This is a genomic window from Mesorhizobium sp. W050 (genome assembly GCF_054719535.1).
Genome location: NZ_JBTTIH010000001.1, coordinates 3,068,638 through 3,091,109, shown reverse-complemented (window position 1 = coordinate 3,091,109; position 22,472 = coordinate 3,068,638). Strand labels below are relative to the sequence as shown.

Genomic DNA, 22,472 nt, shown 5'->3' with positions numbered 1-22,472 from the left:
CCCAAGTATCGTAATGCCCACCGATGCTTGCGCCCACGAAAAGCCGTGTGGCTCGACCATGGTTAGCTTCGCCGTTCGGGCCAGGGCCGTCGATCTCTTAGGCAGGCAACAGATCGCTGGCATTCCGACGGCGTTGCACGAACTTTTCAAGAATGCCCACGACGCCTATGCCCGTCGGGTAGAGGTGGACTACTTTCGGGGACAACGCCAGCTCGTCTTGAGGGACGACGGCAATGGCATGAGCGGGCAAGACTTCGTCAGCAAGTGGCTTACTCTCGGGACCGAAAGCAAGGTGGGCGTCAATCTCGGCCAGCAGATGCCTGGGCCTAGAGGATTGAAGCCCCGCAAGATCCTGGGTGAGAAGGGGATTGGCCGATTGGCGATCGCGGCTATCGGCTCGATCGTTTTCGTAATGACCCGGCAAGACCCGACCTATGCGGTTAAGGATGAACTGACCGTTGCTCTGGTGCACTGGGGGCTGTTTGAGGTTCCGGCAATCGATCTGTCTGCGATCGAGATACCGATACGTACCTATCCTGGCGGTTATCTTCCGACTAGGGCCGATTTGCAAGAGCTCGTGTCCGAGCTTCGGAAAGTCGTGGACCGCATCCTGTCCGACAACCCTCTACGCGAGGTCCACGTCAAAGCGCTCGATGCTATGGCGTTGGTCGATCCTCGGGGCCTATCCGATTGGCTGGCCGCTGCCGCTGTCCGTGAGGGTCGGATGGACCTTTCGCTCGCGGGCAATGGGCACGGCACCCATTTCATCGTGGCTCATGTCGATCCGATCCTAGATGCGGACATTGATAGCAAAGGAACTTGGGGGTCGTCGCCTTTTGAGCGATTGCTCCTTGGATTCGGAAATACATTGGCCGGTGACGACGCCGATTTCGTCGCAGAGTTCCGGGATCACCACGCCGATGGTCGTTTCGCTGAGCTGATCGGAGCCAAATCGTTCTTTACCGTCGACGAATTTGTATCGCTCGATCATCACTTTGACGGGCGGTTCGATGAGTTCGGACAGTTCACGGGCACCATTCAGCTGTATCGCGGTCAGCGGGAACCGTACGTTTTAAGCTGGCCCAAGGCTTTGGGACGACCAACCGATTGCGGCCCCTTCCGACTTAAGCTCGGTTATCTGATGGGTCTCCAAGACGAGAGCCAGCTACCTCGGGATCTGCACAGCACGATGTACGATAAACTCAATAGGCTGGGCGGCCTCTACATTTATCGTGATGGAATTCGGGTACTGCCGTACGGCAACTCGGACTACGACTTTCTCAATATCGAACAGAGGCGCACGCTGGCGGCGAAGGACTGGTTTTTCTCGTATCGGAGAATGATCGGTTGGGTCGACATCTCATTCGACGAGAATGCTAGTCTCGTAGAGAAAGCCGGTCGAGAAGGGTTCAGGGAGAACCGGCCATATCGCCAGTTTCGCGAAATACTGGAGAACTTCTTCCGGCAACTGGCGATCGACTACTTCAAACCTGGGGCAGACCTTGGTGACGATTTTCGACAAGAACGCGGGCGGATCAAGACCGACTACGAGCGCCTTAAACGCCGCGAGGCTTCGGTCAGTGGGCGCAAGGCCAAGTTCACAGCTGACTTGACGGCTGCCCTGTCTTCGATCGAAGCCGGGGAGCCGGCGCAGAGCGTTGCGGAGTTGCTGCGAGCTCTGCGTGAACGTCTGGGTACGTTCGACCGAACTGATAGCGAGGTCGCCGCACAGGATCTGCTCGAGATGGAAGCGGATTTTCTCGGCGATCTGGCCCGTCTTCGCGCTATGACTGCGGTTACCCGCCCACGCGGTCTGGCCCCATCTAAAAGCGTTGAAGCCGCCTGGCGATCGTATGAACGGGCGGCTGGGAACATGCAGGAAAATCTCTTCGAGCCTGCGCGCGCCGAGGGTGTGGCGACGCTCGAGCAATTTCGAAGCACCCGAGCGCTTGCCGTCGATCGGCAGCGCAGGGCCGTCGAGATATTCGGCCGTGAGCGCGACGCCTCACTTGCTGAAGTTCGAAAGCTTCGTAAGGAGGCCGAGAACGCGATGGTCAAGGTCGATCGCGCTGTCCGTGACGCGGTGCAGGATGAAATCGCTGCGTTTCAGCGCGACGTCGAGTCGCTGGTCGCCGCATTGAGCCGTACCAACTTGGATCACTTACCCGAGCCCGAGGCACACGAGCGTCAACGCGAGATCGAGAGGGAGCTCGACAGACGTCTGGAGGCCGGCCGCGAGCTGCTGTCAGGCGTCCGCGACCAACTGACTGCGGTTGCCGAAGCAGTTACCAGAAGCGATGATCTGGAAGAAACGGCAGCCGCGTTAGAGCGTCGAAATGTCGAGCTTCAGGACCGCTTGGACTTGTACACGGATATGGCGCAGGCAGGGTCGGCCATTGGCATTCTCGGCCATGAATTCGATAACGTCGCTTCTGGGCTCAGGCAAAGCATCGAACGACTCAAGCCGTGGGCAAGTGGAACGGCAGCACTGCGGCCGATCTACGATGATATCGTGTCATACTATGGCGAGATCAGCGACTACCTCGTGCTGTTCGAACCGTTGAGTCGTCGCCGCCATGGTCGTAGTTCGGACATTGCCGGCACCGCCGTGGAGAAGTACATTAACGAGGCGCTTGGATCCCGTTTCGAGCAGACCAAGACCCGGCTGGTTGTCACGGATGCGTTTCGGAAATTCGTGATCAAGGGCACCCTACCCACGCTCATGGGTGCGGCGCTGAACCTAGTCGATAATGCGATCTACTGGATTGGCACCGCTCAAGGCGACGAAGCGGACGTCGTCTTGGATGCGGATGATCGAGGATGGCTCTTCAGCAATAGCGGACCAGGCATTCCACTGCGCATGGAAGAACGAATCTTCGAGTTCGGCGTAAGTACGAAGCCGGGTGGCCGAGGGATGGGGCTTGCGATTTCTAGGGACGCCCTGCGAAAGATCGGTTGCGAACTGGAATTGCTCAATGCTGGGGTGAGCGAGCGGCCGGTGTTTAGAATACGCCGGAATGAGGGGGAGATTTCAGAGAGTGATGAAGCATAAGTCGATCGGCGCCTTGCGTCAGGCAGCAGTCGAATCCTTCGTTCGAACTGCCATACTTATCGACAACGAACCCGCTATCGCCAAGGCTCCCACTGGTGAGCCTGCAATGGTGGCAAAGTCGGCTGCGTATGGCGCCAACCAAGGAGAAGCCGTTCCGCTGCCGGCAGAAATCGGTGAACCACCAGCCGCCGCCGAACCTGCGGCTAAGGAGTCACATCGGCTTTGGGTTCAGCCTGTCACCAATGGCTTTGCCAGCCGGCGCATTACGTGTGGTTTCTACTTTCCCGCCAACGACGACCCCGGTGTTGTGGAGACAGCGCTCAATGCTGCTCGCTATGTCGACGCAACAATCGTCGACTGGCAGCTGCGTCCGAAGGACACCGGCCCCGCCCGGGAGCTGATCACAAGACTCATCAAGGATGACGAAGGTGTCGGCGGACGATTGAGGCTTGTGGTAGTCTACACAGGCGAACGCGGTATCGACGGAGAATGCGCGAAACTCCTGATGCATCTGCAGGGACAGGGGTTGACTGATCTCGTATCGCACGACGAGGGGCGCGCTTTGGCGGGCAAGAATGTGCTGATCACCTTCGCCAACAAGCCGCGCGCCGTGAAACCGGAGGACGAGTTGACAGGTGCAGGCGCGCGCCCGATTTCCTGGGAGAAGCTGCCAGCGTTTGTCCTGGAACAATACTCGTTCCTGGCAAAGGGGTTGCTTCAGTCGTTCGCATTAAAGGGCATAGGGGCGGTTCGAGACGATACGCACCACCTCCTTTCAGTCTTCGATGTTTCGCTCGACTCCGCCTATCTTGCCCAGCGTGCGGGTATTGGGTCGCCGAGCGATGCAGAGGACATGATGACGTCGCTGCTCACATCCGAGTTTTCCTGCTCGATACTAGATCGGGGCATCACGAAGGAAATCCTTGGTCCTCTCGGGGCAGTCCACGCACTCAGCGCCCGCACGCCGGCGGCAACCTTGACCGTAAAAAAATACAATGATCCGCAAAGGCTCTACGAGGGCGTGGTCGTCGCGCCCCAGAATGGAAAGGCCACCATCTCAACGACGGCTAACTCGCTAGGGAAGCTTGTGAAGATCGGTCTCGATAGCCAAATGGTGCCACTGACACGTGAGGATCTGATCAAGCTCCAGGAGCAGTTCTTCCAGGACGACGATCACGCTAAGGCATCGATGTCGGCCTTTGCGCGAATGGGTTCATTCGTGCGCGAGGCGGACGGGCAACGAAGGCTCGCCAAGGATGCGATCCATCTAACCGGCGGCGTCCTGGTTCGTTCGATTACAGGGAAAGGGGCGAATAGACGCGAAAAGTACCTCTTGTGCGTGCAACCTGGATGCGACGCCGTGCGCTTGACCGAGACCACGGCGTTTCCCTTCTGTACGCTCGTTCTAGACGAGAAGAAGTTCGACCTTCTTCTGCGTGTGGATGGTGTCGACAAGCCTTTTAGAATGAACAGACTCCCCCGCGATTTGGTGATGATGAGCTTTGCCCCGGATACGACGCGCAAGGTTGTCACAGTCAAGAAGAATGGTAAGAAGCTGCGATTCACATCGGTCGACAACGTATTCTGGGAATTCGTCGCTGAGCTTCGACAGCCGGAAAACCAGCACTTCACTACCCTTCTTGTCGGGAAGTTCAACCGAGTAGCACTCAACGGATCGGAATGGCTGAGGCTACAAGGACCTGCCTGACCTTCCGACCAATCCGCGACCAGACTTCGCAAAGTTAAACGATCGATATCAATTTTCGCGGGCGAATAGCAGTCGGTCTGCTCCGGCATTTGGTCGTCCAATGCGCTTTTGGCGCAAAGTGATTATATCGAGCCACCTCGTGGATCGCGCAACACCCCCTTGCCATCCCCAAATTCTCATCCTAATCTCCCTTTGAGAAAACCTTTTCCCAAACCTCGCAGTGCCCGTCGATCACTATGTCGACACGCCACAGCCCAGTAAGAGAAAACCTTTTCCCAACCGAGGACTTACACCCGACCAATGCCCTCCGAAACGTCGCCAGCACCCGCCAAGACCCCCGTCACCCTGCGTGAAGTCGCGGCGATGGCGGGCGTCAGCGTAGCCACGGCGTCGAAGGCGCTGAACGGGCAGGGGCGGATGACTGCCGAGACGCGCCAGCGCATTCGCGAGACGGCGCAGCGTCTGGGCTTTCGCCCCAACAGCCTGGCGCAGAGCCTGCTTCGGCGGCGTTCCTTTACCGTCGGCTTGCTGACCAATGATACCTATGGCCGCTTTTCGCTGCCGGTCATGTCGGGCATTTCGGATGCGCTGGTCGATGCCGGTGTGTCGGTGTTCATGTGCAATGTCGAGGACGATCCGCGGCTGGCGCAGCTGCATGTCGAGGCGATGCTGGACAAGCGCATCGACGGCATCATCGCCAGCGGCAAGCGCATCGACCGCCATTTGCCGGTCGACCTCGCCAATCTCGGCGTGCCCGTCATCTACGCCTTCAGCCAGCCCGATCCCGATGCCATCGCCTTCGTCTCCGACGATGCCGGCGGGGCGCGGCTGGCGGTCGAGCATTTTTGCCGCCTCGGGCGGCGGCGCATCGCCCATGTCAGCGGTCCCGCCAGTTTTGCCGTGGTGAATGAGCGGGCGCAGGCTTTTCGCGATGTGCTGGCCGCACACGGCCTGCCGGTCACCGAGCCCTTGCTCGGCTCGTGGTCGGAAGCCTGGGGGCATGAAGCCGTCGGAAAGCTGTTCGACGGCCCAACGCTCTTCAACAAGAAGGGAGAGAAACCCGACGCCGTGTTCTGCGGCAACGACCAGATCGCGCGCGGCGTCATCGATGCGCTGCGCGAGCGTGGCCTTGGCGTGCCTGGCGATGTCGGCGTCATCGGCTTCGACAATTGGGAGATCGTGGCCGAGGCGACCCGCCCGCCGCTGACCTCGGTCGACATGAACCTGGCAGCGCTCGGCCGCGAGGCCGGCCTCACACTGCTTTCGCTCGTCGGTGGCGAACCCGCCGCGCCGGGCATTCGAAAACTGCCGTGCCGGCTGGTGGTGCGTCAGTCATGCGGCCGCCCATTGGACGGCTAGGAGAACGCGCGGCGCGATCTGCGCCGCAACAGGGAGGAGAACAGAACCATGAGGAGGAAAACCATGAAAACCGTGATTACCGGGTTCGCGCTCGCCGCGAGTATCATTGCCTTGCCTGCAATGGCCGCCGACACCGCCAACATCTGGGTTCGCGCCGACGGCTCGAACTTCATGCCGCGCATCGTCGATGCCTTCAACAAGGGCCATGAGAACCAGGTCAAGCTGGACATCATTCCCAATGCCGAGATCATCCCGAAATATGGCGCCGCCGCCGCCGGCGGCACGGCGCCCGACGCGCTGTCGCTCGACCTGATCTACACGCCGTCCTTTGCCGCCGCCGGCCAGCTCGAAGACATCACCGACTGGGCGAAATCGCTGCCCTATTTCGCCAGCCTGTCGCCGGCGCATGTCAAGACCGGCACCTACAAGGACCACATTTACGGGCTGCCGTTCTCGGCCGACGCCTCGGTGCTGATCTGGAACAAGAAGCTGTTCAAGCAGGCGGGGCTCGATCCCGACAAGGGGCCGGCCAACTGGGCCGAGATCGAGGCCGATGCCGAAAAGGTCAACGCGCTCGGCGGCGACATCAAGGGCTTCTACTTCTCCGGCAATTGCGGCGGCTGCAACATCTTCACCTTCACGCCGCTGATCTGGGCCTCGGGCGGCGACATCCTCTCCGAGGACGGCTCGAAGGCGACGCTGGACAGCCCGCAGCTGCGCGGCGCCATCGACCTCTACCGCTCGATGGTCAAGAAGGATCTGGTGCCGGCCGGCGCGCAGACCGACACCGGCGCCAACTTCTTTGCCGCCTTCGCCACCGGCAATATCGGCATTTCGCCGTCCGGCGCCTTCGCCATCGGCGCGCTCAACACGCAGTATCCGGATATCGACTATGGCGTCACCTTCCTGCCGGGCAAGGACAGCGGCTGGTCTTCGTTTGCCGGCGGCGACAATTTCGTCGTCACCAAGGGCACCAAGAAGCTCGCCGTGGTGAAGGAGTTTCTCGACTTCGCCTATTCGCTCGAAGGCCAGACCATCCTGGCCAAATACGGCAGCCTGCCGGTGCGCGGCGACATCGCCAAGGAGGCGCTGAAAGATCTCGATCCGCGCTACCAGATCGCCGCCGAAGCCATGGCCAAGGGCCGCACGCCCTATTCCGTGGTGTTCAACGACCTGATCAACTCGGCCAACGGTCCGTGGACGCAGATGATCAACGAGGTCGTCTTCGGCGACGACGTCGACGGCGCCGTCGCCAATGCACAAGAGACCATGCAGTCGATCATCGACCAGGCGCCGCAAAAGTAAGCGCCGCCCCTACCTCCCCCTCGAGGGGAGGTCGGACCGCAGGTCCGGGTGGGGTCGTTCCGGCAGTGCTCGACGTTCTTTTTCGTCGGCGCACTGCGCGGAGGACCCCACCCCCGGCCTGCGGCCGGACCCTCCCCTCGAGGGGGAGGGGGATCACCGCACCCGGAGCCCACGTATGACCGCCATCACCACCACCCCGCCACGCGCCAGAAAACTGGTCGGCGTTGGCCGCCGGCAGTGGATCGGCCTGCTCTATGTCGCGCCGGCCGTGGCGCTGGTCGTCGTGTTCTTCATCATTCCGCTCGGCATGACCGCCTGGATGTCGCTGCATAACTGGCCGCTGATGGGCGAGCATTTTTACATCGGCTTCGACAATTACCGGGCGATCCTGCGCGACAACCGTTTCTGGAACGCGCTGAGTTTCACCGCCTACTACACCGTGATCGTCACCATCGTGATCTTCGCCGTCGCCTTTCCGCTGGCGCTGTTCATCGAAAAGCCCAGGCGGCTGACCGGCTTTTACCGGACATCCTTCTTCATGCCGGCGGTCGTCGGTTTCGCTTCTGCCAGCCTGCTGTGGTCGTGGCTGCTCAATGTCGATTCCGGCCTGTTCAGCCCGGCCGCCTACGATTTCGGCCTGACCGCGAAGAAGTTCAACCTTCTGGCGACGTTCCAGCCGGCCTTCTGGTCGATCATCGCCATGGTCGTCTGGAAGGTGGCGGGCTTCACCATGATCATCCTGATGACCGGCCTGCAGTCGATCCCGACCGACCTGCAGGAAGCCGCGATGATCGACGGGGCAGGGCCGTTCGCGCGCTTTCGCGCCATCACCCTGCCGCTGATGCGCCGCACGCTGGCGCTGGCGCTGATCCTGTCGATCGCCGGTTCGATCCTCGCCTTCGACCAGTTCTACATCATCCTGCGCGGCGGCCCGCGCAACCAGACGCTGACCGCCGTCTACTGGATTTTCAACCAGTCCTTCGTCTCGTTCAAGCTCGGCTATGGCGCGGCGCTGTCGATGATCCTGCTGGCCATACTGGTGGCGCTCAGCCTGGTTCAGCTGTGGCTGCTGCGCAAGCCGGAGGGCATCGACTGATGGCGCAGGCAAGAAGCCGCAGCAGCCGCCTCTGGCTCAGGATCGCCGAGCATTCGACCGGCATGATCGCGTCCGCGCTGTTCATAGCGCCGATCGTCTGGGCCGTGCTGTCGACCTTCAAGCCGGCCCAGGAGGCGCGCCAGCCGCCGCTGCCGCCATGGCCGACGACAGGCTTCTCGGTCGAGAACTATCGCACGCTCGACACCTTTGGCGACGGCCTCTGGCTGCCGGCGCAAAACAGCCTCTATGTCGCCTCGATGACGGTGATCCTGTCGGTGATCGTCAGCGTGCTGGCCGGCTACGGCTTTTCGCGCTTCCGCTTTCCGATGAAGGATGTGCTCTTCATTGTCATCCTGTCGACGATCATGATCCCGTTCCAGTCGATCCTGACGCCGATCTTCCTGGTGCTGACCAAGGTCGGCCTGCACAACACGCTGACCGGGCTGGTCCTGGTCTACGTCACGCTGCAGCTGCCGTTCTCGATCTTCATGATGCGCAACGCCTTCGACGCGGTACCGCGCGAGATCGAGGAGGCCGCGCGCATGGATGGCGCCAACAACGTCACCATGCTGTTGAAGGTGATGCTGCCGCTGGTCTGGCCGGGCATCGTCACCATCGCACTGTTTGCCTTCCTCGGCGCCTGGAACGAATTCCTGGCCGCACTCGTGCTGATGACCGATCAGTCCAAATTCACGCTGCCGATCATGATGACCGCACTTCAGTCCGGCCGCTTCGGCGCCATCGACTGGGGCGCGGTGCAGGCGGGCGTCACCGTGATGATGGTGCCGTGCCTGGTGCTCTTCCTCTTGCTGCAGCGCTTCTACATCCGCGGCCTGATGGCCGGCGCGGTGAAATGAGCCGCCGTGAAATGACCAATATCCAACGGAGTGACACGATGACCGTTCAACCATCCGCCAAGCCCGGCAAACTCGCCTTCCGCCCACTGCCGGTGCCGCAGGTCGATGTCCGCGGCTTCTGGGGCGACCGTGTCGATGCCGTGGCGTCGCGCACAGCCGACATCCTCTACGAGCGCTGCGTCGAGGCGCGCATGCTGGAGCAGATCGACCCGGACCGGCCCTCGCCGGGCATCGTCATTCCGTTTCATTCGCCGTCGCCCGACGAGGCTGCCAGCCCCGGCTTCACCGGCTCGACGGTGACGACGCAGATGTTCTGGGACTCCGATTGGGGCAAGACCATCGAGACCGCGGCCTATTCGCTCTACCGGCGCAAGAACGCGGCACTCGAGACGAAGATCGATGCCGTCATCGACCTCTACGGCAGACTGCAGCAGGAAGACGGTTATCTCTCCAGCTGGTACCAGCGCATCCAGCCCGGCAAGCGCTGGACCAATCTGCGCGATTGTCACGAGCTCTATTGCGCCGGCCATCTGATCGAAGGCGCGGTCGCCTACTACCAGGCCACCGGCAAGCGCAAGCTGCTGGATATCATGTGCCGCTATGTCGACCACATCGCCGACACCTTCGGCCCGGAGCCGGGCAAGAAGAAGGGCTATTGCGGCCATGAGGAGATCGAGCTGGCGCTGGTCAAGCTGGCGCGGGCGACCGGCGAGCAGAAATACATGGACCTGGCCAGGTATTTCATCGACCAGCGCGGGCAACAGCCGCATTATTTCGACGAGGAGGCGCGTGCGCGCGGCGCCGACCCAAAGGCCTATCATTTCAAGACTTATGAGTACAACCAGTCGCACAAGCCGGTGCGCGAGCAGGACAAGGTCGTCGGCCATGCGGTCAGGGCGATGTACCTCTATTCCGGCATGGCCGACATCGCCACCGAATATGGCGACGACACGCTCAGGGCAGCGCTCGACCGTCTGTGGAACGATCTCACCACCAAGAACCTCTATGTCACCGGCGGCCTCGGGCCGTCGGCGCACAATGAGGGCTTTACCAGCGACTACGACCTGCCCAACGAAACCGCCTATGCCGAGACCTGTGCCTCGGTCGGCCTGGTGTTCTGGGCCAGCCGCATGCTCGGCATGGGTCCCAACGCCCGCTACGCCGACATGATGGAGCGGGCGCTCTACAACGGCTCGATCTCCGGCCTGTCGCTCGACGGCTCCCTGTTCTTCTACGAGAACCCGTTGGAGAGCCGGGGCAGGCACAATCGCTGGAAATGGCATCGCTGCCCCTGTTGCCCGCCCAATATCGGCCGCATGGTCGCCTCCATCGGCAGCTATTTCTACTCCCTCTCGGATGATGCGCTGGCGGTCCATCTCTACGGCGACAGCACCGCGCGCTTCGACATATCGAACCGGGCGGTCAGTCTGATTCAGACCAGCAATTATCCCTGGGATGGCGCGGTCTCGATCCGGATCGAAGCCGACGCTCCGGTGGAATTCACCTTGCACCTGCGCGTCCCGTCCTGGTGCGGCAAGGCGGCGCTCAAGATCAACGGCGCCGCGGTCGATCTGGACGGCATCACCAGCGACGGCTATGCCGCGATCCGGCGCGAGTGGCGCCAGGGCGACCGGGTCGAACTCGATCTCGAAATGTCGATCGCCCGTCTGTTCGCCAATCCGGAGGTGCGTCAGGACATCGGCCGCGTCGCACTTGCGCGCGGTCCGCTGATCTATTGCGTCGAGGAGACCGACAATCCCGGCCAGTTGCATCGGATCGCTCTGCCGCGAACGGCAACAATCGAGGCGCATGCCGAGCCGAACCTGCTCGGCGGCATCGTCACGCTTTCGGCACTTGCCAGCAAGGAAGCCCAGGAAAACTGGGAAACCGGGCTCTATCGCACCGATCCGCCGGCGGTGAGCGAAACGAAAATCACCGCCGTCCCGTACTTTGCCTGGGACAACCGTGAACCCGGTGAGATGCTGGTCTGGCTGCGGGACGGATGAGTTACAGGCTGACGAACGCCGTCAGCGGCAAATGATCCGACGCAACCCGCGACAGCGGCGTGTCATGGGCTTCCACCGACGAGACCATGCCGTGCCGGTTGGCCATGATCCGGTCGAGCGCCAGCACCGGCAGGCCTGAGGGGAAAGTCGGCACCGCCGCCGGCGTGAAACCAAAGGTGGCGTGCAGCGTCTTGAGCGCCGAGCGGTTGCCCAGCCGCCATTCGTTGAGGTCGCCGAGCAGCAAGGTCGGCCTTTCATCCTGGTTGCTCATGATGTCGAGCACGACGCGGGCCTGCTCCGAACGCGAGCGGCGCAACAGGCCGAGATGCGCGGCGATGACGCGCAGAGTGCGCGTTTCGTCGAGGTCGATCTCGGCAACCAGCGCGCCGCGGGGCTCCAGTCCCGGAAGCTTGATCTGATGGACGTCGCGCACGGTGCCGCGCTTGAACAAAAGCACGTTGCCGCGCCAGCCATGGCCCTTGCCGCTTCCGGAAACCGGCACCGGCACAAGCCCGGTTTCGTGTTCGATCCGGGCAAGATCGAGCAGCCCGGCGCGATCGCCGAAGCGGTTGTCGGCCTCCTGCAGCGCGATGACGTCGGGGCCGATCTCGCGGATGACGCGGGCGGTGCGTTCGGGGTCGAACCTGCGGTCGGTGCCGATGCATTTGTGGACGTTGTAGGAGGCGACCACCATCTGGGCGCCTTCAATGTGCTTGCGCGCCGTCGCGTTCGCCTTGCGCGCTTTCCTGCCGCGGATCGACAGGAGCACTGTTTCAGGAAGGCTGCGTCCGTTTATGTCCATAGGCCTGCGTTCAATCTGTCCTGATTCTAAAGATAGGGCGATCCCAGCCATAACAACCGGTCAAAAACCCGGATAACAAATGGCCGCGCTCTTAGGGTTGCGAGTGTGACGGGTTTGGCGGAAGCGATTGCCGCTCCGATGCGCCCTTCGATCTCGGCGGCAAAGCCGGTATCCAGCACCTCCAGGTCGATTTCGAAATTCAGCCGCAGCGACCGCGCGTCGAGGTTGGAAGAGCCGACATAGGCCCAGACGCCATCGACCGACAACAGCTTCGAATGGTCGAACGACCCTTCATGACGCCAGACGCGGCAATAGTGCTTCAGCACCTGGTCGTACTGCGCCGTCATGGCGCGGCCGACCAGGAAGAGATTGTTGACCGCGGGCACGACGATGTCGATCTCGACGCCGCGCCGGGCAGCCGTGACCAGCGCGCTGACAAATTCCCGGTCCGGCAGGAAATAGGGCGACATGATGCGGATCGATTTGCGGGCGACGGAAAATGCCCCCGTCAGCAATTTGTGGTTGGTTTCGATGCTGGCGTCCGGCCCCGACGCCACCGCCCGCACCAGGATCGGCTGACCGGGAGGCGGCGAGGGCTTTGCCACGTGCCAGACCTCGTCCTTGAGCGCCTCGTTGCCGGCAAAACGCCAGTCTTCGGCGGCAACCGCGAACAGGTCGGCCACGACCGGCCCCGTCACCTGGAAATGCGTATCCGCCGAACTGGCGCTGCCGGCGAATTCGGCCGAAAATCCCTTGCGGATGTTCATGCCTCCCGTGAACGCCACCACACCGTCGACGATCAGGATTTTCCTGTGCGTCCTCAAATTCGCATAGGGAAGTCTCAGGCCCATGACGATGTTGCCGTTGAACAGATCGACGGTGACGCCGGCTTCCCGGAGTGTCCCAAGGATGCTGGGCACGGAATAGCGCACGCCGACCGCATCGATCAGCACGCGAACCGTCACACCGCGCCGGACCGCGCAGGCCAGCGATCCGACAAAACGTCGTCCGATCTCGTCATTGTCGAAGATGTAGGTCTCGAGCAGAATGCTGCGCTGTGCGCTGTCTATCGCCCGGCACATTGCTGCGTAAGCTTCGTCGCCGGTCCTGAGGATCGTGATCGCGTTTGCCGACGTCAGTGCGCGCCGCGCCACCCTGTCGCCTAGCGTCTTCAGGCCGGCAAAGCGCTGGCCGAATTCGGCTGAGATGAGTGTTTCGAGCGCAATGTCGTGGTCGTGTTTGGCTGTCTCGGCTTCACCGGCGACGGGCCGCATGGCGCTGATCGTGGCGCGGCGGATGCGGTTGATGCCGGCAATGGCATAGATGATCGCGCCAAGGAACGGCGACAAGATCATCACGCCGACCCAGCCGGTGGCGGCGCGCACGTCTTCCTTGGTCATGATGGCGTGGACGATGCCGATGGCGGCCATCAGCATCGGAATGATCACAAGGATCAGAGGCCAGTAGGTCACAAAGGTCTGCCACATCGGCAGGACTATCGAGCCAGCGGCCGCAGAAGGCAATGCAACGGATCAACCAGGACGGCGGCGCTCGCGCCTCAGTCCTTCGCCCGCTCCACATAAGCGCCATCGGCCGTCATCACCACCACGCGGGTACCCGGCGCGATGTGCGGCGGCACCAGCGTGCGCACGCCGTTGGAAAGCACGGCCGGCTTGTATGACGAGGACGCCGTCTGGCCTTTGGTCGTCGGCTCCGTCTCGACCACTTCGAAAGTAGCGCGCTGCGGCAGCACCAGGGCTATGGCGATGCCGTTGAACTGCGAGATCTGCACCGCCATGCCTTCGAGCAGGTAGGGCGCCATGTCGCCGACCACGCTTTCCGGCACCGCGACCTGGTCGTAGCTTTCCGGGTTCATGAAGTGATACCCCTCGGCGTCGGCGTAGAGGAAGGTGTGCTCGCGCTCCTCGACATAGGCGCGCTCGACCTGCTCGGTGGTGCGGTAGCGCTCCGAAACCTTCACCCCGTCGGAGATGCGGCGCATGTCGAGCTGGGTGACCGGCGTACCCTTGCCAGGGTGGATGTTTTCGGCAAAGAGGATGACGTAAAGCTTGCCGTCCTTGTCGACGACATTGCCTTTACGGAGCGAACTGGCGATGACCTTCACCACGGTTTTCAATCCTAGACTTCGTTGGCCTGAAACGATCGTTCGGCGCAAATCGGCTGCGAGAGCCGTCGCCGTAGCGCATCTTGGCCCGAACCGCCAGCCCTGTCAGCAATTCCGTTGCCCGGCAAACCCATGACTGGCGCTTCGCCCTGGTGGACGGCGGATGTTCACGCCGACCGCCGGCCGCGGCTGATGGCCCGCAACGCCATAGCTGCGGCAATGCGCGGCTGGTTTGGCGAGCGCGACTTCATCGAGGTCGAGACGGCGGCGTTGCAGATTTCGCCCGGCAACGAGGCGCATCTCTCAGCCTTCGCCACCGAGGCGATCGGCGCCGACGGCGCGCGCCGGCCGCTTTATCTCCACACCTCGCCGGAGTTCGCCTGCAAGAAGCTGCTGGCCGCCGGTGAGCGGCGCATCTTCAGCCTGGGCGCCGTCTGGCGCAACCGCGAGCGCGGCCCCTTGCACCATCCCGAATTCACCATGCTGGAATGGTATCGGGTCGACGAAACCTATGACAGCCTGATGGCCGATTGCGCCGAACTGCTGAAGCTCGCGGCTGAGCGGGCCGGCGCCAAAACCTTCCGCTTTCGCGGCCGCGAGGCCGATCCGTTCGCCGAACCGGAACGCGTGAGCGTGGCGGAAGCTTTTGCGCGTTACGCCGGCATCGATCTTCTTGCCACCGTTTCTGCCGATGGCGGCACAGACCGCGCCGCACTCCATAATGCTCTGGTCAAGGCCGGCCTGCGCACGGCCGACGATGACAACTGGGCCGATTTGTTCAGCCGGGTAATGGTCGAGAAGGTCGAACCGGTGCTGGGGCAGGGGCGGGCCACCATCTTGTACGGCTATCCGATCTCGGAAGCGGCGCTCGCCCGGCCGAGCGCGGAGGACCAGCGCGTGGCCGAGCGCTTCGAGCTCTATTGCTGCGGCGTCGAGCTCGCCAATGCTTTTGGCGAACTGACCGATCCGGCCGAGCAGCGCCGGCGCTTTGCCGCCGAGATGGACGAGAAGGAGCGCGTCTATGGCGAGCGCTATCCGCTGGATGAGGATTTTCTCGCCGCCCTCGCCATCATGCCGCAAGCCAGCGGCTCGGCGCTTGGCTTCGATCGGCTGGTGATGCTGGCAACGGGCGCGACGAGGATCGATGACGTGATCTGGACGCCGGTCGCCACTCCTTGACGGAAATCGGCCTCGGTTAAACTCACAAACCGGTCAAGCCGCGCGTCTGTGGCGGCCGCCGCGGATGGGCTTTGCGGGCCGCTTGGGCGCTATGCCGCAGCGGGACAATTGCCCGTGCGCCATTGCACAAGCCGCATTGGGACAATAGATGGTGCAACAGCCGCTACCGCCCGGCGCGGCTTCAGCCAGGACCACGCGCATGACCGATACATCAGAGGCAGCGAAATTGACCGACCGCGTCGCGGCACTGGTCGAGGCTGCCAAGCGGGCCGGCGCCGACGCCGCCGACGCGGTTGCCGTGCGCGGCCGCTCGATCGGCGTGTCGGTGCGGCTGGGCAAGGTCGAGAACACTGAGGCGTCCGAGGGCGACGATGTCTCGCTGCGCGTCTTCGTCGGCAACCGGGTGGCGAGCGTCTCGGCGACAGCGGCATCGGACCCCAAGGCATTGGCCGAGCGCGCCGTGGCCATGGCCAAAGTCTCGCCCGAGGACCCCTATCAGGGTCTCGCCGATCCGGCTTTGCTGGTCGGCAAGGTGCGCGACCTCGATCTGTTCGACGCCACCGAGGTTTCGGCCGATCAGTTGAAGGAAGCGGCCCTTGCCGCCGAGGAAGCGGCCCTTGCAGTCAAGGGTGTCACCAATTCGGCCGGCAGCGGCGCCAGCGCAGGCCTCGGCGGGCTGGTGCTTGCCACGTCGGACGGCTTCGTCGGCCACTATGTCGCGTCGCGCTTTTCGCGTTCGGCCAGCGTGATTGCGGGTGAGGGCACCGGCATGGAGCGCGACTACGAATACTCCTCGAACCAGCATTTTTCCGATCTCGACGCGCCGGAGCTGATCGGCCGTAAGGCCGGCGAGCGCGCCGTGCGCCGCCTCGGCGCCCGCAAGGCGGCGACCGGTCCGGTCAACGCGGTCTTCGATCCGCGCGTCGCGCGCGGCATTGCCGGCCATCTCGCCGGCGCCATCAACGGCGCTTCGGTGGCGCGCAAGACCAGTTTTTTGCGCGAGATGATGGGCAAGCAGGTTGCGTCGGCTGCCATCACCGTCACCGACGAACCGCTGCGGCGTCGCGGTCAGGCCTCGCGCCCGTTCGACGGCGAAGGCGTCGGGGGCGAAAAGCTGTTGATGGTCGAGAACGGCGTGCTGAAGCACTGGTTCCTGTCGACGTCCGCCGCGCGGGAATTGGGGCTGACCACCAACGGACGCGGCGCGCGCAGCGGCTCGTCGGTATCGCCGTCTTCGACCAATCTCGCCATCGAGCCGGGCGACAGGACGCCGGAAGACCTGATCAGGTCGCTGAAATCCGGCTTTTATGTCACCGAAGTGTTCGGCCAGGGCGTCGACATGGTGACCGGCGAATACAGCCGTGGCGCATCCGGCTTCTGGATCGACAATGGCGAGCTTGCCTATCCGGTGGCCGAGGTGACCATCGCCTCGAATTTGAAGACGATGTTCCTCAATATGGTTCCGGCGAGCGATCTTGACCGCGATTTCGGCACTGCCGCACCGACGCTGCTGATCGAAGGAATGACCCTTGCCGGAGCGTGACCCGGTCATATCGGCCGGGGCCTCGGAAGACCTCGATCTGCTGCGCGACGCCGCCCGCGAGGCGGGCGCGATCGCCATGCGCTATTTCGGCAAAAACCCGCAAGTGTGGATGAAGGGCGGCACCTCGCCGGTCAGCGAAGCCGACCACGCGGCGGACGCCTATCTGCGCGATACCCTGCTGGCGGCCCGGCCGGACTATGGCTGGCTGTCGGAGGAAACGACTGACGATCCGGCGCGGCTTCTGGCGCGGCGCACCTTTGTCGTCGACCCCATAGACGGCACCCGCGGCTTCCTCGAAGGTCTGCGCTCGTGGTGCGTCAGCGTCGCGGTGGTCGAGAATGGCCGCACGCTCACCGGTGTGCTCGAATGTCCGGCCAAGGGCGAAACCTATTGGGCGCTGCCTGGCCATGGAGCTTTCCGCAACGGCAAGCCGATTGCCGTGCGCGGCCTGGGTAAGACGGTCGAGATCGGCGGGCTGAAGCAGTTGATTGACCTGATGCCGGCGCAATGGCAGGGCCGGGTGCGGCGGGCGGCGCACATTCCCTCGCTCGCCTACCGGCTGGCGATGGTCGCCAACGGCACGCTCGACGCCACCTTCGTCAAGCCCAACGCGCATGACTGGGATATCGCCGCCGCCGATCTCATCTTGCGCGAGGCTGGCGGCGCCGTGCTCGACGGCCATGGCCGCGCGCCGCTCTATGCCGGGGAGATCATCCGTCACGGCGCGCTGGTCGCCGGCAGCGGCCATCTGCTGACCGTGCTTGCCGGCGTCATTGCCGATACGGAAGCGTGATCGAAGGTTCCAAAGTCGGCAGCTTTGGGCTAGACCTGTCGCAAACTCACAATATGTGAAGGACCGAAATGGCCGCGGAAGACGGAAAGAAACAGCTTTTGCACCTGGTGTTCGGCGGCGAGCTGAAGAAGCTGGGAGGCACCGAGTTCCGCGATCTCGACGCGCTCGACATCGTTGGCGTTTATCCGGACTATCAAACCGCGCACACCGCGTGGAAGGCAAAGGCGCAAGCCAGCGTGGACAATGCCCATATGCGCTATTTCGTCGTCCATCTGCACCGGCTGCTCGACCCTGAAAGCAAGGCCGCCGGTTGACAGCGATGGAGCATGAAGCGGTGAAAGGGCAGCCCACCGGCGCCGCGGTCCGAAGAAGACGCGGCGGCAGTTCGAAGACATTCTGGCGCAAGATCCGCGAGCCGTTGGCGCAGTCGCGAATCGTCAAGAGCATGATCGTCAGCCTGCTCGCCCAGTTCGTCCGCCTGGTGCGCCTGACCAACCGCGTGGTCGAAGGCTCGGCTAAATTTTCAGGCGGCGACTACGCCGAATTCGAACCCGGCATCATCGCGCTCTGGCATGGCCAGCATCTGCTGACCCCAGCCTATTATCCCAAGGGACGGCCGCTGGTCGCCATGGTCTCGCGCAGCGCCGACGCCGAACTCAACGCGCTGATGATCGAAAAATTCGGCATCGAGGCGGTGCGCGGCTCCGGCGGGCGTGAAAGCACGAAGCATCTCGACAAGGGCGGCGCCAAGGCGCTCATCGCCCTGAAAAAGTCACTCGTGGCCGGCAAGAACGTCGCCATGATCGCCGACATTCCCCACGGCACGCCGCGCGACGCGGGGCTTGGTATCGTTCTGCTGGCACGCCTTTCCGGCCGGCCGATCATGCCTGCCGCCATCGCCACCAGCCGCCGCAAGGTGCTGGAAAGGAGCTGGGACAAGACCACCATCAACCTGCCGTTCGGCCGCTCCTCGATCGTCATCGGAACGCCGGTTTTCGTGCCGGCCAATGCCGACGAGGCCGAAATGGAGCGCAAGCGCCAGGAAGTCACGGCCGCGCTCAATGCCGCAACCGCCGAGGCCTATCGGCTCGTGGACGGCAGGCCATGAGCGTCGGCTGGGCGCGCGCCTTCCTGGCGGCCTACCGCCTTGCCGGTGCAGCCGCCTATCCGCTGATGGGTCCCTATGTCGCCTGGCGCACATCGCAGGGCAAGGAAGACCGCAGCCGCAGCCGTGAGCGCTACGGCGTTGCCGGGCGGCCGCGCCCCGAAGGGCCGGTGATCTGGATCCATGCGGCAAGCGTCGGCGAGACCCTTGCGGTCGTGCCGCTGGTGCAAAGCATCCTCGACTACGGTGTCAACATCGTGCTGACGACGGGAACAGTGACCTCGGCGCAGGTTGCCGACGAACGGCTGGGCGACCGCATCATCCACCAATATGTTCCGCTCGACCTCAAGCCGGCCGTCAGCCGCTTTCTCGATCACTGGCGGCCGGACCTGGCTATCATCGCCGAATCCGAGATATGGCCGATGACGATCCTCGAGCTCGGCGCCCGCCACGTGCCGCAGGTGCTGGTCAACGGCCGGCTCTCCGACCGTTCGTTCAAATCCTGGAAGAAGCGCGCCAACATCGCCGAGGCGCTGTTCGAGAACCTCGCACACGTCGTTGCCCAGTCGGATGTCGACGGCGAACGGTTTCGCGCGCTTGGCGCCCGGCCGGTCACCGTGTCCGGCAACCTCAAGGTCGACACCTTGCCGCCGCCGGTCGACGAACGGGCGCTGGCGACGCTGAAGCGCCAGATCGCCGGCCGCCCGACCTGGGCGGCAATTTCGACCCATGACGGCGAGGAGGTGGTCGCGGCGGAAGTCCACGCCACGCTCTACAAGCGCCACCATGGGCTGCTGACGATCATCGTCCCGCGTCATCCCGACCGCGCCGAAGCGCTGGCCGCACAGATTTCCGGCATGGGCCTGAAGCTGGCGCGGCGCAGCAAGGGCGACCGGATCACCGCCGACACCGATATCCTGCTCGGCGATACGATCGGCGAGATGGGGCTTTATCTCCGGCTGACGGAAATCGCCTTTGTCGGCCGCTCGCTGACCTCGGAAGGCGGCCAGAATCCGCTGGAGCCGGCCATGCTCGACACCGCTGTGCTGGCCGGCCGCAACGTCCAGAATTTTCGCGAGGCCTATCAGCGCCTGCTCGACAGTGGCGGCGCCAAGCTGGTGCGCGACCGCGACATGCTGGCCGGCGCCGTCAATTTCCTGCTGAGCAATGAAGTTGCGCGCCATGAGATGATGGCGGCCGGTGCCGCCACAGTCGACCAGATGCGCGGTGCGCTGGCGCACACGCTGAAGTCGCTCGAGCCTTATATCCAGCCATTGATCGTCAAGTCGCGCCTGAAGGGCGCCGACGGGCGATAGGTGGCGTCGGAAGCACCACCTTTCTGGTGGGAAGCGCCGGACTGGCGGGTCTTTGCGCTGTCGCCGCTATCAGCCGTCTATGGCATCGTCGCCGGCCGCCGCATGCATCGGGCGGTACGTGAAAAGATCGACGCGCCAGTGCTTTGCGTCGGCAACTTCACCGTCGGCGGCAGCGGCAAGACGCCGATCGCCATCGCGCTGGCCAAGCAGGCCCGGCGCATGCAGCTCAATCCCGGATTCCTGTCGCGCGGCCATGGCGGCTCGTTCGCGCAGCCGCATGTCGTCGATGCCAGTCACGACGCTGCAAAGCATGTCGGCGACGAGCCGCTGCTTTTGGCCGAGCACGCGCCGGTTGCGGTGAGCCCCAACCGCGCTGCCGGCGCCAAGCTGCTCCTGGAAGCCCATGGCTGCGATTTCCTGATCATGGATGACGGTTTTCAGAGCGCACGCATCCATATCGATTATGCGCTGGTCGTCGTCGACGCCCGCTACGGCATCGGCAACGGCCGCGTCATTCCGGGTGGACCGCTGAGAGCCAACATCGTCGACCAACTGGTGTTCACCGATGGGCTGTTGAAGATGGGCGAGGGCGCTGCCGCCGACCAGGTCGTGCGCCAGGCGGCGCGCGCCGGCCGGCCGATCTTCGAGGCGCATGCCGAGCCCGCGGCCAAGGAGCGGTTCGCCGGCCGGCGGTTCCTCGCCTTTGCCGGCATCGGCCACCCCGAAAAATTCTTCGACACGCTGCGCGGCACCGGTGCGGAAGTGGCGCTGAGCCGGTCGTTTCCGGACCATCACTTCTATGCCCCTGATGAACTCGCGGAACTGGCGGCAACCGCGCGCCGCGATGGACTGGGCCTCGTCACCACCGCCAAGGACGCCGCCCGGCTGCGCCACGGCGCTGCCCCGGCCGATTTCCTCGCTGAACTCGCCGTGCTGGAGATCGACGCCACCTTCGAACTCGACACTGTGCCGGAGCGCATCATCGACGAGACGTTGGATGCGTGGAGACAGCGCAGGCTTCGGGGGTAGGGCGTGCAGCGTCACGCGGAGATGCTGGCGGGACAGCACCCCCTCTGGCCTGCCGGCCATCTCCCCCGCAAGGAGGGAGATCAGCAGCTTTGCCAATGGCGCTCATTCTGCAACGCTGGTGATTTGGCGAAAGCAAAGATGACATCCAATCTCCCCCCTTGCGGGGGAGATGTCCGGCAGGACAGAGGGGGGGTGTGAAGGAACGCGACCAACGGCTCTGTGCGCGCCTTTAACCCCGGCTGCGCAGGTCCGGATGCATCTCGATCTCGCGGCGCAGCGAGGCGGCGGCGCTGACATAGGGCTCCTGCCTGGCGACGCTCCAATATTTGAGCTCGTCCAGCGGAATGCTCTCGCCGGTCACCGCGCAGCGCACGAAGGCGCCGGGGCTGGTGACCTGGAAGTCGCCGTCGAGATAGCGGATACGGGCTTCCTTGCCGCCGGGGCCTTCGAAGCGGTTCATCATGGAGTGGTGCCAAGGTTCATGCTGATTTCATCGCCATAAATTGCCGGCAAGGTCAAGCTTGACGCAATGCTGAGGCGCTATTGTCGCTCCAAACCATTCTTATGGGACCGGTATGGACATTTCATCCGCCCGCCTGACCGCGCTGCTCCGTGAGGCCATGATGTTGGCAGCGTTGCCGTCGGCGAAGGCCGATCCGGCGAAAGCAGCACTTATAAAGGCGCTGGTGCAGCCGCCGACGCCGTCCGGCGCGCCTTTGCAGCCGGCAGCGGCGCCGGCGCTGCAGGCGCTGTTGTCCGCGGCAACGGCAAAGGGGCAGCAGACGGGTTCTGCCGAGATCCTCCAGGCCTATCTGGCCCTTGCCGAGCCTAGTGACGCCACGCCCGACGCTACCGGGCCGACAACCGCTGCGATAGGCAAGGCGACGCCAGCGAACGACGATGCACAGCGCGGTCTGCCGCTGCCGCCGGCAAGGGCCGAAGATGGCGCTGCCGCAAAGCCCGCAGGACTGCCCTGGTTTGCGCTTCTCGCACCCGTGGTTTCGCCGCAGCGCCGCGCTGCCACCACCGATATGCCAATGAAGCGGGAGCAGGCGACGTCTGGGCCGAATGATGCGGCCCAGCCGGAAGGCCGACAGCAGACGCGTGTCGGTCTGATGGCGCTGGCAACCGGGTTTCTGGCCGTCGCCATTGTCGGGCTAGCCCTGCTGGTGCTTCGCTGAGCACCGAACGATCGCC

19 protein-coding genes are annotated in these 22,472 nt (G+C 63.6%); 15 read left to right on the top strand and 4 right to left on the bottom strand.

Annotation, left to right across the window (positions count from 1 at the left end; translation table 11 throughout):
- Positions 1-58 precede the first annotated feature (58 nt).
- The 7 genes from ACYG9Y_RS14955 (at position 59) to ACYG9Y_RS14925 (ending at position 11,383) form a co-directional block, all read left to right on the top strand.
- Positions 59-3,052, top strand: a complete 2,994-nt coding sequence (locus tag ACYG9Y_RS14955) for an ATP-binding protein (protein ID WP_023739235.1) — start codon at positions 59-61, stop codon at positions 3,050-3,052.
- The gene (locus ACYG9Y_RS14950; protein WP_023739236.1) at positions 3,042-4,760 is read left to right on the top strand and encodes a response regulator receiver domain; all 1,719 of its coding nucleotides are present in this window, start codon (positions 3,042-3,044) and stop codon (positions 4,758-4,760) included. Before ACYG9Y_RS14955 ends, ACYG9Y_RS14950 begins: the two co-directional genes overlap by 11 nt.
- Before the next feature lie 300 nt (positions 4,761-5,060).
- Positions 5,061-6,119, top strand: a complete 1,059-nt coding sequence (locus tag ACYG9Y_RS14945) for a LacI family DNA-binding transcriptional regulator (RefSeq protein WP_023739237.1) — start codon at positions 5,061-5,063, stop codon at positions 6,117-6,119.
- 63 nt (positions 6,120-6,182) lie between these two features.
- Positions 6,183-7,424 carry an ABC transporter substrate-binding protein gene (locus ACYG9Y_RS14940; RefSeq protein ID WP_023739238.1) on the top strand — a complete coding sequence of 414 codons (1,242 nt, stop codon included), beginning with the start codon at positions 6,183-6,185 and terminating at the stop codon, positions 7,422-7,424.
- Between the two features lie 175 nt (positions 7,425-7,599).
- A complete protein-coding gene (locus ACYG9Y_RS14935) occupies positions 7,600-8,520 on the top strand; it encodes a carbohydrate ABC transporter permease (protein ID WP_023739239.1) in 921 nt (306 codons plus the stop codon).
- On the top strand, positions 8,520-9,377 hold the full coding sequence (locus tag ACYG9Y_RS14930; RefSeq protein ID WP_023739240.1) for a carbohydrate ABC transporter permease: 858 nt from the start codon (positions 8,520-8,522) through the stop codon (positions 9,375-9,377). Before ACYG9Y_RS14935 ends, ACYG9Y_RS14930 begins: the two co-directional genes overlap by 1 nt.
- A gap of 38 nt (positions 9,378-9,415) precedes the next feature.
- A complete protein-coding gene (locus tag ACYG9Y_RS14925) occupies positions 9,416-11,383 on the top strand; it encodes a glycoside hydrolase family 127 protein (RefSeq protein WP_023739241.1) in 1,968 nt (655 codons plus the stop codon).
- A gap of 1 nt (position 11,384) precedes the next feature.
- On the opposite strand, the gene ACYG9Y_RS14920 is transcribed toward ACYG9Y_RS14925, so the two are convergent.
- The 3 genes from ACYG9Y_RS14920 to efp all read right to left on the bottom strand — a co-directional run bounded on the left by ACYG9Y_RS14920 (position 11,385) and on the right by efp (position 14,313).
- On the bottom strand, positions 11,385-12,185 hold the full coding sequence (locus ACYG9Y_RS14920) for an endonuclease/exonuclease/phosphatase family protein (protein ID WP_023739242.1): 801 nt from the start codon (positions 12,183-12,185) through the stop codon (positions 11,385-11,387).
- 26 nt (positions 12,186-12,211) lie between these two features.
- A complete protein-coding gene (locus tag ACYG9Y_RS14915) occupies positions 12,212-13,672 on the bottom strand; it encodes a phospholipase D-like domain-containing protein (RefSeq protein ID WP_023739243.1) in 1,461 nt (486 codons plus the stop codon).
- Positions 13,673-13,743: 71 nt separating this feature from the next.
- On the bottom strand, positions 13,744-14,313 hold the full coding sequence (gene efp, locus ACYG9Y_RS14910; RefSeq protein ID WP_023682947.1) for an elongation factor P: 570 nt from the start codon (positions 14,311-14,313) through the stop codon (positions 13,744-13,746).
- Positions 14,314-14,442: 129 nt separating this feature from the next.
- On the opposite strand from efp, the gene epmA reads away from it, so the two are divergent.
- The 7 genes from epmA (at position 14,443) to lpxK (ending at position 21,275) form a co-directional block, all read left to right on the top strand.
- The gene (epmA, locus tag ACYG9Y_RS14905; RefSeq protein ID WP_023739244.1) at positions 14,443-15,489 is read left to right on the top strand and encodes an EF-P lysine aminoacylase EpmA; all 1,047 of its coding nucleotides are present in this window, start codon (positions 14,443-14,445) and stop codon (positions 15,487-15,489) included.
- A gap of 199 nt (positions 15,490-15,688) precedes the next feature.
- A complete protein-coding gene (locus ACYG9Y_RS14900; RefSeq protein ID WP_023739245.1) occupies positions 15,689-17,032 on the top strand; it encodes a TldD/PmbA family protein in 1,344 nt (447 codons plus the stop codon).
- On the top strand, positions 17,019-17,825 hold the full coding sequence (locus ACYG9Y_RS14895; RefSeq protein ID WP_023739246.1) for a 3'(2'),5'-bisphosphate nucleotidase CysQ: 807 nt from the start codon (positions 17,019-17,021) through the stop codon (positions 17,823-17,825). The genes ACYG9Y_RS14900 and ACYG9Y_RS14895 overlap by 14 nt, the downstream gene beginning before the upstream one ends.
- 68 nt (positions 17,826-17,893) lie before the next feature.
- Positions 17,894-18,139, top strand: a complete 246-nt coding sequence (locus ACYG9Y_RS14890) for a DUF4170 domain-containing protein (RefSeq protein ID WP_023682943.1) — start codon at positions 17,894-17,896, stop codon at positions 18,137-18,139.
- A 5-nt stretch (positions 18,140-18,144) separates the two neighbouring features.
- Complete coding sequence (locus tag ACYG9Y_RS14885) at positions 18,145-18,933, top strand: lysophospholipid acyltransferase family protein (protein WP_023682942.1); 789 nt, start codon at positions 18,145-18,147, stop codon at positions 18,931-18,933.
- The gene (gene waaA / locus ACYG9Y_RS14880; protein ID WP_023671577.1) at positions 18,930-20,246 is read left to right on the top strand and encodes a lipid IV(A) 3-deoxy-D-manno-octulosonic acid transferase; all 1,317 of its coding nucleotides are present in this window, start codon (positions 18,930-18,932) and stop codon (positions 20,244-20,246) included. The genes ACYG9Y_RS14885 and waaA overlap by 4 nt, the downstream gene beginning before the upstream one ends.
- Entirely contained in the window at positions 20,247-21,275 is a 1,029-nt protein-coding gene (lpxK, locus tag ACYG9Y_RS14875) for a tetraacyldisaccharide 4'-kinase (protein ID WP_023739247.1), read from the top strand. It abuts the gene before it with no gap.
- A gap of 229 nt (positions 21,276-21,504) precedes the next feature.
- Here lpxK and ACYG9Y_RS14870 read toward each other — a convergent pair whose 3' ends face one another.
- Positions 21,505-21,738 carry a DUF2093 domain-containing protein gene (locus ACYG9Y_RS14870; RefSeq protein WP_023694434.1) on the bottom strand — a complete coding sequence of 78 codons (234 nt, stop codon included), beginning with the start codon at positions 21,736-21,738 and terminating at the stop codon, positions 21,505-21,507.
- A gap of 112 nt (positions 21,739-21,850) precedes the next feature.
- On the opposite strand from ACYG9Y_RS14870, the gene ACYG9Y_RS14865 reads away from it, so the two are divergent.
- On the top strand, positions 21,851-22,456 hold the full coding sequence (locus ACYG9Y_RS14865) for a hypothetical protein (protein WP_023739248.1): 606 nt from the start codon (positions 21,851-21,853) through the stop codon (positions 22,454-22,456).
- Positions 22,457-22,472: the final 16 nt, after the last annotated feature.

What these genes read in the sequence shown, in the direction of transcription:
- ACYG9Y_RS14955 (WP_023739235.1), top strand. Translation starts at nt 59, where the DNA reads ATGGTTAGCTTCGCCGTTCGGGCCAGGGCCGTCGATCTCTTAGGCAGG.
- ACYG9Y_RS14950 (WP_023739236.1), top strand. Translation starts at nt 3,042, where the DNA reads ATGAAGCATAAGTCGATCGGCGCCTTGCGTCAGGCAGCAGTCGAATCC.
- ACYG9Y_RS14945 (WP_023739237.1), top strand. Translation starts at nt 5,061, where the DNA reads ATGCCCTCCGAAACGTCGCCAGCACCCGCCAAGACCCCCGTCACCCTG.
- ACYG9Y_RS14940 (WP_023739238.1), top strand. Translation starts at nt 6,183, where the DNA reads ATGAAAACCGTGATTACCGGGTTCGCGCTCGCCGCGAGTATCATTGCC.
- ACYG9Y_RS14935 (WP_023739239.1), top strand. Translation starts at nt 7,600, where the DNA reads ATGACCGCCATCACCACCACCCCGCCACGCGCCAGAAAACTGGTCGGC.
- ACYG9Y_RS14930 (WP_023739240.1), top strand. Translation starts at nt 8,520, where the DNA reads ATGGCGCAGGCAAGAAGCCGCAGCAGCCGCCTCTGGCTCAGGATCGCC.
- ACYG9Y_RS14925 (WP_023739241.1), top strand. Translation starts at nt 9,416, where the DNA reads ATGACCGTTCAACCATCCGCCAAGCCCGGCAAACTCGCCTTCCGCCCA.
- ACYG9Y_RS14920 (WP_023739242.1), bottom strand. Translation starts at nt 12,185, where the DNA reads ATGGACATAAACGGACGCAGCCTTCCTGAAACAGTGCTCCTGTCGATC.
- ACYG9Y_RS14915 (WP_023739243.1), bottom strand. Translation starts at nt 13,672, where the DNA reads ATGTGGCAGACCTTTGTGACCTACTGGCCTCTGATCCTTGTGATCATT.
- epmA (WP_023739244.1), top strand. Translation starts at nt 14,443, where the DNA reads ATGACTGGCGCTTCGCCCTGGTGGACGGCGGATGTTCACGCCGACCGC.
- ACYG9Y_RS14900 (WP_023739245.1), top strand. Translation starts at nt 15,689, where the DNA reads ATGACCGATACATCAGAGGCAGCGAAATTGACCGACCGCGTCGCGGCA.
- ACYG9Y_RS14890 (WP_023682943.1), top strand. Translation starts at nt 17,894, where the DNA reads ATGGCCGCGGAAGACGGAAAGAAACAGCTTTTGCACCTGGTGTTCGGC.
- ACYG9Y_RS14885 (WP_023682942.1), top strand. Translation starts at nt 18,145, where the DNA reads ATGGAGCATGAAGCGGTGAAAGGGCAGCCCACCGGCGCCGCGGTCCGA.
- waaA (WP_023671577.1), top strand. Translation starts at nt 18,930, where the DNA reads ATGAGCGTCGGCTGGGCGCGCGCCTTCCTGGCGGCCTACCGCCTTGCC.
- ACYG9Y_RS14870 (WP_023694434.1), bottom strand. Translation starts at nt 21,738, where the DNA reads ATGATGAACCGCTTCGAAGGCCCCGGCGGCAAGGAAGCCCGTATCCGC.
- ACYG9Y_RS14865 (WP_023739248.1), top strand. Translation starts at nt 21,851, where the DNA reads ATGGACATTTCATCCGCCCGCCTGACCGCGCTGCTCCGTGAGGCCATG.